This is a genomic window from Nonomuraea lactucae (assembly GCF_003313395.1).
Classification (GTDB): domain Bacteria; phylum Actinomycetota; class Actinomycetes; order Streptosporangiales; family Streptosporangiaceae; genus Nonomuraea; species Nonomuraea lactucae.
Window position 1 is genome coordinate 1 of sequence record NZ_QNFZ01000095.1, and the last position, 9,981, is coordinate 9,981.

The 9,981-nt window shown below is 73.2% G+C and carries 8 protein-coding genes and 1 pseudogene; 3 read left to right on the forward strand and 6 right to left on the reverse strand.

Annotated elements, in window-relative coordinates:
- Positions 1–362 (forward strand): annotated as a pseudogene (locus DQW85_RS07120) (LLM class F420-dependent oxidoreductase); the annotation flags it as partial.
- A gap of 53 nt (positions 363–415) precedes the next feature.
- On the opposite strand, the gene DQW85_RS07125 reads toward DQW85_RS07120, so the two are convergent.
- The 4 genes from DQW85_RS07125 to DQW85_RS07140 form a co-directional block, all read right to left on the reverse strand.
- Complete coding sequence (locus tag DQW85_RS07125) at positions 416–1,651, reverse strand: acetyl-CoA acetyltransferase (protein ID WP_113699590.1); 1,236 nt, start codon at positions 1,649–1,651, stop codon at positions 416–418.
- Positions 1,648–3,393, reverse strand: coding sequence for a class I adenylate-forming enzyme family protein (locus DQW85_RS07130; RefSeq protein WP_113699591.1), 1,746 nt, complete (start codon positions 3,391–3,393; stop codon positions 1,648–1,650). Before DQW85_RS07130 ends, DQW85_RS07125 begins: the two co-directional genes overlap by 4 nt.
- 94 nt (positions 3,394–3,487) lie before the next feature.
- Positions 3,488–5,629 carry a protein kinase domain-containing protein gene (locus tag DQW85_RS07135; protein WP_113699592.1) on the reverse strand — a complete coding sequence of 714 codons (2,142 nt, stop codon included), beginning with the start codon at positions 5,627–5,629 and terminating at the stop codon, positions 3,488–3,490.
- Positions 5,630–5,741: 112 nt separating this feature from the next.
- Positions 5,742–6,236, reverse strand: coding sequence for a shikimate kinase (locus DQW85_RS07140; protein WP_240196985.1), 495 nt, complete (start codon positions 6,234–6,236; stop codon positions 5,742–5,744).
- Between the two features lie 70 nt (positions 6,237–6,306).
- Here DQW85_RS07140 and DQW85_RS07145 point away from each other — a divergent pair, with 70 nt between their 5' ends.
- Positions 6,307–6,588, forward strand: a complete 282-nt coding sequence (locus tag DQW85_RS07145) for a hypothetical protein (protein WP_113699594.1) — start codon at positions 6,307–6,309, stop codon at positions 6,586–6,588.
- A 34-nt stretch (positions 6,589–6,622) separates the two neighbouring features.
- Positions 6,623–7,009, forward strand: coding sequence for a ChaB family protein (locus DQW85_RS07150; protein ID WP_113699595.1), 387 nt, complete (start codon positions 6,623–6,625; stop codon positions 7,007–7,009).
- Positions 7,010–7,116: 107 nt separating this feature from the next.
- Here the strand turns inward: DQW85_RS07150 and DQW85_RS07155 are convergent, their stop codons facing one another.
- Positions 7,117–8,943, reverse strand: coding sequence for a transketolase (locus DQW85_RS07155; protein ID WP_113699596.1), 1,827 nt, complete (start codon positions 8,941–8,943; stop codon positions 7,117–7,119).
- A 106-nt stretch (positions 8,944–9,049) separates the two neighbouring features.
- On the reverse strand, positions 9,050–9,979 hold the full coding sequence (locus DQW85_RS07160) for an SDR family oxidoreductase (RefSeq protein WP_113699597.1): 930 nt from the start codon (positions 9,977–9,979) through the stop codon (positions 9,050–9,052).
- Positions 9,980–9,981: the final 2 nt, after the last annotated feature.

The following is a 9,981-nucleotide window of genomic DNA, read 5'->3' on the forward strand; positions in this document are numbered from 1 at the left end:
CGGCTCCCCGGGTGGCCGCCTGGGTCCCCGCCGCCGCGGCCCCCACGGAGGCGGCGATCGAGCAGATCCGCCGCGCCGTCGTCGGCTACCTCGCGGCTCCTGGCTACGGCGAGATGTTCGCCGAGGCCGGCTTCGGCGACGTCGTGGCGTTCGCCCGCACCCGGCCGCACCCGAGGGAACTGCTCGCGGCGGTCCCCGCCGCCCTGATCCAGGCGGTCGGGCTGGTCGGCGACGAGGCGGCGATCCGCGACCGGATGGCCGCGTACGCCGCAGCGGGCGTGGACGAGATCGCCCTGGTCCCGGCCAGCGTGGACGCGGACCCGGGCGGCGAGAAGACCCTGGCGCGCTTCCGCCGCCCGTAGGCGCCCTCCGGGTGCTCTGCCGACCTGGCGGCGCCCGCGGGGGAGGGGACGGGTCAGCGTGACACGATGAAGATCGCGACGGTGGTGCAGCTCCCGCCGATGTTCAGGGTGAGGGCGGCGCGCGCGCCCTCCACCTGGCAGTCTCCCGCTTCGCCGGTCACCTGGCGGGCGGCGTCCAGGAGCATGCGGACGCCTGTCGCCCCGACCGGGTGGCCCAGGCCGATCAGCCCGCCGGAGGGGTTGACGGGCAGCGACCCGCCCGGCTCGATCGCGCCCGACTCGATCGCCCGGTGGGCCTGCCCCGGCGGGGTCAGCCCGAGGTGGTCCAGCGCCACGTACTCGGTGATCGTGAAGCAGTCGTGCGTCTCGATCACGTCCAGGTCCGCGGGCCCCGCCACGCCCGCGCGGCGGTAGGCGTCGAGGGCGGCCTGGCGCAGGTGCGGGAAGAGGTACGGCTGCCCCTCGGCGAGGGTCATCTTGTCGGCCAGCAGCATGGGGGCGCTGCGGTGGCCCCAGCCGGTGATCCTGGGCAGGTCGTCCAGTGAGCGCCCGTGCCGGCGCGCGTACTCACCGGCGTACCGGGCCGAGGCGATCAGCACGCTCGCCGCGCCGTCGGTGATGCGGCCGCAATCGTACTTGCGCAACCTGCCCTCCACGGTGGGGTTGAGCGTGTCGTCCGGTCCGAAGCAGCCCTCCGGGAAGGACCAGTTGCGGGTCTGGGCGAGCGGGTTGCGCAGGGCGTTGGCGTGGTTGAGCTCGGAGATACGGGCCAGGCATGCGCCGAACCGGGCGCCGTCCAGGCCGTCCCGCTCGGCGACCACGTCGGCGATCTCCGCGAACAGCCGGGGCCACGGGAAGGCCGCGCCCACAGCCTCGCGCCCGGCCCACGCGGCCGAGCCGAGGTGCTGGGCCGCCTCCCGGGCGCCCACGCCGCGCATCAGCTCCACCCCGGTCACCAGCGCGAGGTCGTACCGTCCCGCCTCGATGTCGGCCATCGCCGCCAGGGCGGCGACGCTTCCGGAGGCGCAGGCGGCCTCGTGCCGCGACGTGGGCAGCATGGCCCACGCCGGGTCGACGGCGGCGACCATGCCGCCGAGCTGCGCCTGGCCGCAGAAGAGCTCGGCGGCCAGGTTGCCGACGTGCGCCACCTCGACCTCGGCCGGGTCGATCCGCGTCGCCTCCAGCGCGCCGAGCGCGCTCTCCCTCAGCAGGTCGTAGACACCCAGGCCCTCCTTCGTCCAGTCGCGGGCGAAGTCGGTCTGGTGGCCGCCGAGCACGTGGACGCTCATGAGGTCATTTCCAGGGACGAGCGCAGCTCACGCTTGAGGATCTTGCCGACGGGGTTGCGGGGCAGCGCCTCGGCGATCTCCAGCCGTTCCGGCAGCTTGTACGAGGCGACACGGCGTTCCCTGAGATGGCCCACCAGCTCGTCCAGCGTGATCTGCTCACCTGGCCGGGCGACGGCGAACACGCAGACCCTCTCGCCCAGCACCTCGTCGGGGTAGCCGACGCAGGCCACGTCCGCCACCTTCGGGTGCCCGGACAGCAGGGACTCGATCTCGGCCGGGGCGATGTTCATGCCACCACGGATGATCACGTCCTTGGCCCGGTCGAGATAGCGCAGGTACTGCCCCTCGTCCCCGGCGATCTCGAACACGTCGCCCGTGTGAAGCCACCCGTCACCGTCGACCGACTCCCGTGTGGCCGTGCCGGGCAGGTAGCCGGCGAACACCGTCGGGCCCCGCACCAGCAGCTCCCCGGGTTGGCCGGGCCCGGTGACGTCCTCGCCGGTGGTGACGTCCACCAGCCGGGATTCGGTGGCCGCCAGCACCGGGCTCGGGTAGTCCACGCCGGGCAGCCCGGGGCGGGGGAAGAAGCTCGCCCGGTCCACCGGGTCCGGCATCGAGACCGGGTCCGACAGCAGGGCGACGCCCTCGTTGGAGCCGAAGAAGTTGATGACGGCGATGCCGTGCCGCTCCTGCCACCCTCGCACCATCGACGGCGGCAGCGGCGCGGAGCCCGAGCCGACCCGGGTCAGCGACGAGATGTCGGTGGCCGCCAGCACCTCCTCGCGCCGCAGCAGCATGGTGAGCAGCGCGGGCGGCACCAGCGTGTACGTGACCCGCTCCGCGGCGATCTGGCCGAGGAAGACCGGCAGGTCGAACGGCTGGTGCTGCACCAGCGCGCACCCGGAGATCAGCCAGGGCAGGAAGACCCCGGCGATGCCCGCCATGTTCACCATCGGGAACGGGTTGAGCACCACGTCGTCGCCGGTCAGGTTCGGCGCGGCGGTGCAGACCCGGGCCGTGGCCAGCCAGTCGTGATGGCAGCGCGGCACCCCCTTCGGGGTGGCCTCCGTGCCGGAGGTCCAGCAGATCGTCAGGCATTCGCCCGGGTCGATCGTCAGCCCGGCGAGGTGGGCCGTCAGCCTGCCGGGGTCGCCCCGCGCGGTGTCGAGCCCGACCAGGCCGCCGGCGCCCCCGTCAGTGGCGAACTCGTCAGTGGCGAACTCGTCGGTGGCGAACTCGCCGCCCCAGATCGCCACCGTGTCCAGCCCGTCGACGGCCGCCGCCAGATCGCGCGCGGTGCCTGCCATGGGCCGGTCACCGAGGCGGGCGCAGGTCACGAATCCGCGGGCGCCCGCCAGCCGTACCAGCTGGGCCAGCTCGTACTCGCGATACTGGACCGGGAACGGCGTGACCACGGCGCCGATCCTGAACGCCGCCAAGAACGTGACGCACAGCTCGGCCGTGTTGGGCAACTGGACGGCCAGCACGTCGCCGTGGCCGAACCCCCGCTCGACCAGCACCGCCGCCACCCGGTCCACCTCGGCGTCGAGCTCACCCCAGGTGAGCCGGCGCGGGAGCCCGCCGGTCAGCTGTTCCTTGTTCGCGGGGTCGACGACGGCGAGCGCCTCGGGGCGCGCCGCCACCCCGGCCCGCAGCAGCCCGTCGACGGTGTCGCCGGTCCACAGCCCCGCCCGCGTGTAGTGATCGATCCGGCTCTGACGGTGCAGCCCGCGAGGGGTCATGGGGGTCTCCCCTTGGCCAGAAGGTGACGATGTGATGCCCGACACTACGATTACCGAAGTCAGGGGTCAACCCTCACGTCCGCCGCGGGACCGGTCAGCCGAAGATGAGCTTCTCGCGGTGCCGGTAGCCGGGCCTGGTGGCCGCCAGCAGCGCCTTGAACGGCCAGCCGGCTCCGGCGAGCAGCCGCCGCATCTCCTCCCCGGTGGCGTGGCGGTCCAGCCACGGCGTCGTGAACGTCAGCTCCCCGAACGTCGCCCGCTTCGCCACCTGCTTCTCCACCCAGGCGTACGCCGCGTACGGCACGAACCTGAAGATGATCGGGAACAGCTCCGACTCCTCCCCGGCGATGTGCTCGTCGAGGAGTTCGTGGAGGAGCTCCAGCTCGCGGCCCAGCCGGGACGGCTCGCCCGCCAGCGCCGCGCGGCAGCGGTCGAGCAGGGGGACGAGCGCGTGGTGGTCGTCGCTGTACGGGGTGAGGTCCACGGCGTGGCCGGCCGTGCGCTCGATGAGCGGCCAGAGGAGGTCGTTCTCGTTGACATGGTGGTGGTGGATCGCGGTCAGCAGGGACGACGTGTAGGCGCGTACGGCGGCGGCCCGCCTCGCCGTGAGCGGGCCGGAGCTCGACAGGAGACCGGTCAGCCGGCGCAGGTCGGCCAGGATGGCGCGGTGGATGACGTACATGGAGGTCAGGTCGGGTTCGCGCCCGTCGTCGCGGCGGGCGGCGACCGCCTGGATCCGTGCGGTCGTCATGGGGACGGCATGTTCCGGGGCGCTTTCCGGTCTCCGGTCACCGGCTTGCCGCCCGTCTCCCGGGACAACGCTCAGCCGGGCCCTCTTCTGGCCGCTCGCGTGCTGGGCGGTCCATTCGCGCAGCCGCGGCCAGGCCCGGACCAGGGCGGCGCTGGCGGGTGCGATCCGGTCGCCGCTCACGGCCACCAGCGTGCCCACCTCGGTGCGGGCAGGGGTGACGGGCACGCTACGCCGTACGAGCAGGCCCGCCTCCGTCAGGCGGGCGAGCACCTCGAGCTCGTCCCCGTCGGCATCGGCCACCTCGCCCCCGTCGTCGCCCCCGTCGTCGCCCCCGTCGTCGTCGCGCCGGTCGTAGTCGTCCTGCCGGTCTCCCTCCTCGCGGGCCGCGTCGGTGTCGAGGAGGCGCAGCAGCAGGCCGGGTAGCCGTTCCTGCTGGTGTGGCGTCAGCGACGCGTAGACCTCCTCGGCCAGCTCGCCGAGCGAAGGCGGCCCCGACAGGCCCTCCGGCGGCGCGAGCCGGAGCCCCGAGCTCACGCTCTCGCCCGGCGGCTCGGCCACCACCGTGCGGACCGAGGTACCGGCCGTGCGCGTCGAGGCGCCGGCCGTTCGGGTGGAGGCGCCGGCTGCGCGGGTGGAGGCGTCGGCCATGCGGGTGGAGGCGCTCGCCGGTCCGCTCGACAGCCGCGGCGCCACGACAGGGGACAGTCCGGGCAGGTCGGATATGGCGGGCAGGTCGGACAGGCCAGGCAGATCAGACAAGTCGGACAGGAGGTCGTCCGTGGCCGGGCGGTCGTCGGGGCTCTTGGACAGGGCGAGGCCCACCAGGGGGCGCAGGCCGTCGGGGAGGGCGTTCAGGTCGGGATCGACTGCGAGCAGGCGGTGCATGATCCCGCCCAGGCTGTCACCGCCGAACGGGTCACGGCCGGTGGCCGCGAACAGCAGAACCCCGCCCCAGGCGAACACGTCCGCCGCCGGCCCCGGCCGCTCCCCGGTGAACACCTCGGGCGCCACGTACGTGTGCGAGCCGACCGCCCCGGGGGCCGCCACGCCCAGATCGATCAGGGTGGGCCCGTCCGGGGACAGCAGCACGCTCTCCGGCCGCAGGTCGCGGTGGGCGATGTTGACGAGGTGCAGGGTTCGCAGCGCCGTCGCGATCGCGACGGCCAGCACGTACAGCCCCTCGCCCGAGTACGGCCCATGCTCCGACACCGCGCGCCGCAGGTCGGGGCCCTCGACGAACTCGCTCACGATGTACGGCACCGCCCCCTCGACCCCCACGTCGACCACCGGCGCCAGGTGGCACGGCCGTACCCGCCAGACCGCGTCGGTGAGCTGCTGGGTGACCTCGCCCCGCGGCACCTTGACCGCGAACCTGCGCCCCTCGTCGTCGTAGGCCTCGTAGACGACCCCGCGCCCGCCGGCGCCTAACCGTCCCGCCAGCCAGTAGCCGCCGAGGCTTCGCGGGTCACCAGGAACCAGGCGCATCGTCACTGCTGCTTAGATGCGGAGAAAACGGGATTGGTTTGCGGGGTCCCGCCGAGAAGACGCCACAGGTCCCCCGCGCGCCTCGGAGGACCCGTGCGTCATGATCATTATGTCAGTCCCGCGGAGCCGGCCCGTCCTGGTCCGGCGCGGGCGACCGGATCGCGCGCAGTACCGCCGCCGCCACCGCGTCGGGAGGCATCGCGCTCACGTCGCACCTCAGGTCGGCGACCTCGCGGAAGTACGGCTCGCGCCGCGCCCGCATGGCCGCCGGGCCGAAGGCGGGCCGGTGGTCACCGGAGCGCATCCGCTCGGCCAGCACCTCGTCCGGGGCGTCGAGCCACACCACGAACGCCGCGTCCAGCGCCGCGCGGACCCGCGGGTCCTCGACGGAGCTGGACGCCGCGGTGATCACCTTGGGCTCGCCGTCCCCCAGCTCGGCCAGCACGTGCTCGGCCTCCCGCGCGTGCAGCACGTCCACGCCGTCCCTGGCGGCGATCTCCGCCGCGCTGCCGCCGTACGTGGCCCGCAGGAAGGGATCGCTGTCCCTCAGCGGCACGCCGAGCGCCTCGCTGATCAGGCGACCGGCGCTCGTCTTGCCCGATCCCATAAGCCCGACCATCACTACTGGTTTGTTTTTTGCCATGTGGATAGAGGTTCCTCCTGTCAAGGAGGTAATCATGACCATCGCCGGAAGCATCATCCTCATCATGCTCGGCGCGATCCTGACGTGGGCCGTCGAGTTCGACCTCGCCGGCCTGGACATCAACATCGTCGGCGTCATTCTCATGCTCGGCGGGTTGATCGGGCTCGCGTTCGGCATCTACCGGATCAGGGTCACCCGCAAGGCGGTGGGCCCCATCGACGAGCCGGTGCACCGCCATGAGGTCTACGAGTCCCCCGAGGCCCGCCGTACCACCGTGTACGAGGAGCGCCGGCACTACGACGAGCCGCCGCTGTAGGCACGCGGCCACCGCGAGGAAGAGGTGAATCGAGATGCCAGCCAGGGAAGAGCTGCCGTCGACCCTTCGCCGCTCACCGAAGAAGGCGCAGGAGACGTGGATGAAGGCCCACGACTCGGCCGTGCAGACGTACGGCGAGGGCCGTCGCGCCCACATGACGGCCTTCGCCGCGCTGAAGCACTCCTTCGAGAAGGTCGGCGACCACTGGGAGCCCAAGTCCGAGAAGGGCCCTTCGGACAGGGGCGCCACGGACCGGTCCGGCAGGACGGCGGAGGGCGTCAACGCCAACGCCGGCAAGGAGCACCTGCGGCAGGTGGCCGCCGAGCTCGGTGTGCGCGGCCGGTCGAAGATGACCAAGCAGGAGCTCGTCGACGCCATCAAGAAGGCCAACCGGCGGGCCACCGCCAAGGCACGCAGGTGACCGGACAGCCAGGTTGACCGCACCCCCGGATCGGCGGGCCCCGCCAAGGCCCGCCGCTCATTCATGTTCATGTCCACCCCCCCCCGGCGCCCGGCTCCCGAGCCCGGTCAGAGCAGGCGCTTGACCGCCTCGGCGATGGCCCGGCGGTCGATGTGCGCGTCCGCGAGCTGCTCCTGCGGCGTCGCCGAGCCCGGCAGGCCCCGTACGGCCAGCTTGACCACCCGCGGCCCCAGCTCGCTGACGGCGTCCAGCACCGCGTCGCCCAGCCCGCCCTCGGGGCGGTGGTCCTCCACCGTGATGAGGTTGCCCGTGGTCGTCGCCGCCGCGGTGAGTGCGGCCGCGTCGACCGGCTTGACCGAGTAGAGGTCGATCACCCCCACGGGGACGCTCCGGCCGGCCAGCTCGTCGGCCGCCGCCAGAGCCTCGTGCACGGTCACCCCGGCGGCCACGATCGTGGCCCGGTCGGCGGGGGAGTGCCGCAGGACCCGCGAGCCGCCCACGGGGAAGCGCTCGCCGGGCCGGTAGATGACGGGTGTGTCGCCCCGCGTAGTCCTCAGGTAGGACACCCCGGGAACGCCCGCCATCTCGGCGATCAGCGCGGCCGTCTGGTTGGCGTCGCACGGGTAGAGCACGGTGCTCTCGTACACCGACCGCATCATGGCGAGGTCCTCCAGGCCCATCTGCGAGGGGCCGTCCTCGCCGATCGCCACGCCGGCGTGCGAGCCGACCAGCCTGATCGACGCCCTGCTCACCGCGGCCATCCGGATGAAGTCGTGCGCCCTGGTCAGGAACGCCGCGAACGTCGCCGCGTACGGCACCCAGCCCCGCACCTGCATGCCGACGGCCGCCGCGACGAGTTGCTGCTCGGCGATGTACATCTCGAAGAACCGCTCGGGGAACGCCTTGGCGAACTCCTCCAGCTTGGTGGAGTCGGCCACCTCCCCGTCCAGCGCCACCACGTCGCCGCGGGCGGCGCCCAGCGCCGCCAGGGCCTCGCCGAAGGCGACCCTGGTCGCGACCTGGCTGCCCTGCTCGTACTCGGGCAGCGTCAGCGGCCCGTCCTCGAACCTGTACGGCCGCGGGCCGAGCTCCGGGGCGTTCACCCGCAAGGTGAGGTCCCGCAGACCGCCCAGCTCGCCGATGGCCGCGTCGGGGTCCTTCAGCGCCTTGCCGTGGGCGCCCTCGCGGTTCTCCACCTCCAGCACGCCCTCGCCCTTGCGGGTCTTGGCGAGGATCACGGTGGGCCGCCTGCGGGTGTTGCGGGCGTCGCCCAGCGCGAAGTCGATCTGGCCGGGGTCGTGCCCGTCGATCTCGATGGTCCGCCAGCCGAACGCGCCGAACCTGCGGGCGTACGCGCCGGTGTCCCACCCGTGCCTGGTGGGCCCGCGCTGGCCCAGCCGGTTCACGTCCACGATCAGGGTCAGGTTGGCGAGACCCTCGTCACCGGCGTACTCGGCGGCCTCCCACACGGATCCCTCGGCGAGCTCGCTGTCGCCGGACAGCACCCACACCCGGTACGGCAGGCGCTCCAGCCGCCCCGCCATGGCGACCCCCACCCCGACGGGCAACCCCTGTCCCAGCGACCCGGTGGCGACGTCCACCCACGGCAACCGCGGGGTCGGATGCCCTTCCAACCGGCTGCCGCGCTTCCTGAAGGACAGCAGCTCCTCGTCACTGATCGCGCCCGCCGCCTTGAACAGCGCGTAGAGCAGCGGCGAGGCGTGTCCCTTGGAGAAGATGAGGTGGTCGTTGGCCGGACTGTCCGGCCGGTCGAAGTCGTAGTGCAGGTGGCAGGCGAACAGCACCGCCATCAGGTCGGCCGCCGACATCGACGACGTGGGGTGACCGGAGCCTGCCGCGGCCGAGCCGCGCACGGAGTCCACGCGGAGCTGGGCGGCGAGCTCGGACAGAAACTGCAGATCGCGTTCCGGCATGATGTCTCCTCCTGGTCTCCGCCGCCTACCCCTTCTCGCCCGCTTAACGCGGCGCTCGCGCGCCCTCGTCCCTCCGTCCGGCGATCAGCGCTGGATGCGGCGCGGGTCAGTGCCGGATGCGGCGGAGCAGGGCGGTGGCGGCCACGGCGGCGGCGAGTCCCAGCAGGACGGGCCGGCGGTGGTGGGAGAGCCAGAGCTGCGGGCTGTGCGCGTGCGACCGGTGGTCGAAGCTCCCGCGCGCCCCGTAGTCCGCGGCCTCGTCGGCCGGGTCCCACAGGTTGGCCACGCCGGTCGGCGGCTTCTCGGTCGTCTGCTGCGAGCTCACGCCGGTGCGCGCGATGTAGCGGTCCACGAGGGCGGGTGCGACGCGCTGGGCGAGGAGGGTGGCCGCGGTGGTGACGCCGACCCAGTATTCCTTGCGCTGCGGGTGCTCTGCCGCGTGGACGATGCCGCGGGCCGCGACCTCCGGCTGGTAGATGGGCGGCACCGGCTGCGGGTGGCGTCCCAGCTTCGACAGCACCCAGTCGAACTGCGGGGTGTTGACGGCGGGCAGCTGCACCAGGGTGATGTCGATGCCGCTCCGCTCGGCCAGCAGCTCGGTGCGCACCGACTCGGTGAAGCCTTTGACGGCGTGCTTGGCGCCGCAGTACGCCGACTGCAGCGGGATGCCGCGCTGCGACAGCGCCGACCCGACCTGGACGATGGCGCCACGGCCGCGCGGGCGCATCAGGTCGAGGGCCACGCGGGTGCCCCAGACGTAGCCGAGGTAGGTGACCGCGGTGGTCCGCTCGTACTCCTCGGGCGTGATGTCGGTGAACCCGGCGAACACGGAGGAGAAGGCGACGTTGATCCACACGTCGATGGGGCCCAGCTCCTTCTCGACGCGCTCGGCCGCCTGCCGTACCTGGCCGTAGTCGGCGACGTCCGCCTCGTAGACCTGCCCGATCCCGCCGGCGGCGCCCACGTCGACGGCGGCGGCGCCCAGCCCGGTCGTGCCGCGCGCGAGCAGCGCCACCTTGGCGCCCTTCGCGCCCAGCT

Excerpts from the sequence above, each read along its gene's own strand:
- DQW85_RS07145 (WP_113699594.1), top strand. The coding sequence starts at position 6,307 with ATGACCATCGCCGGAAGCATCATCCTCATCATGCTCGGCGCGATCCTG.
- DQW85_RS07130 (WP_113699591.1), bottom strand. The coding sequence starts at position 3,393 with ATGACCCCTCGCGGGCTGCACCGTCAGAGCCGGATCGATCACTACACG.
- DQW85_RS07125 (WP_113699590.1), bottom strand. The coding sequence starts at position 1,651 with ATGAGCGTCCACGTGCTCGGCGGCCACCAGACCGACTTCGCCCGCGAC.
- DQW85_RS07150 (WP_113699595.1), top strand. The coding sequence starts at position 6,623 with ATGCCAGCCAGGGAAGAGCTGCCGTCGACCCTTCGCCGCTCACCGAAG.
- DQW85_RS07155 (WP_113699596.1), bottom strand. The coding sequence starts at position 8,943 with ATGCCGGAACGCGATCTGCAGTTTCTGTCCGAGCTCGCCGCCCAGCTC.
- DQW85_RS07140 (WP_240196985.1), bottom strand. The coding sequence starts at position 6,236 with ATGGGATCGGGCAAGACGAGCGCCGGTCGCCTGATCAGCGAGGCGCTC.
- DQW85_RS07135 (WP_113699592.1), bottom strand. The coding sequence starts at position 5,629 with ATGCGCCTGGTTCCTGGTGACCCGCGAAGCCTCGGCGGCTACTGGCTG.